The 658-nt window shown below is 67.2% G+C and carries 1 protein-coding gene; it reads right to left on the bottom strand.

What is annotated here, in order from left to right:
* Positions 1–586, bottom strand: a 586-nt coding sequence (locus tag AC1DSL_RS19135) for a DNA polymerase III subunit gamma/tau C-terminal domain-containing protein (RefSeq protein WP_477533466.1), incomplete at its 3' end; no start/stop codon positions are given.
* Positions 587–658: the final 72 nt, after the last annotated feature.

Below are 658 nucleotides of genomic sequence, written 5' to 3'. Positions count from 1 at the left end.
TGCTCAGGGTCAGCGTGCGCTGGTGATACTGGTTAAGCGCATCGTTCAAGCGCCGCTGCTGAGTGGCGTTGAACAAGGCACTGTGGGCCGGGTCCAGGTGCATCAGCCAATTGTCGCCATCCACCGCGTTCAGCGTGCAGTTGGCGGCGATGCTGCCGGTCATGCCGGAGATCGGCAATTTCGGAAACAGCTGCAGCCATGGCAGGGCCAGACCGGTGGCCGGCATTGCCGCGGGCTCAGGCTCGGGCTCCGGAGCCGGGTCGGCGGCATGCTCGCTGGCCAGCTCGTCGAGGTAACTGTAGGCCGAATCCATGTCCGGCTCGATGTAATCCTCGTCCAGCGGCGGCTCGTCATCCAGGTCCATGCCTGGCGTCGCGGCATCGACGTCGGCCACCGAAGGTTCCGGGATCGGCGCGGCGGCCCACTCCGGGGCGTCCGGCACCACGCTGTCCGGCGCCGGCAACGGCATCGGCGGTAATTCGGGTTGTTCGCTGGCGGTTTCCAGCACCGGCTCCACCGCCGGCTGCTGAACGGGCACGGGCTCGACCGGGTCGTTCCACGGCAGGTCGACAACTTCTTCGACCACGACCGCTTCAACCATAGGCACAGGCGCAGGTTCTGGCACAACGACCGGCGCTACCGGTTCCGGTGCAGGCGC

The sequence above is a fragment of the Paenisporosarcina sp. P4_D4 genome, from assembly GCF_056401835.1.
This window is presented reverse-complemented; position numbering and strand designations above follow the sequence as displayed.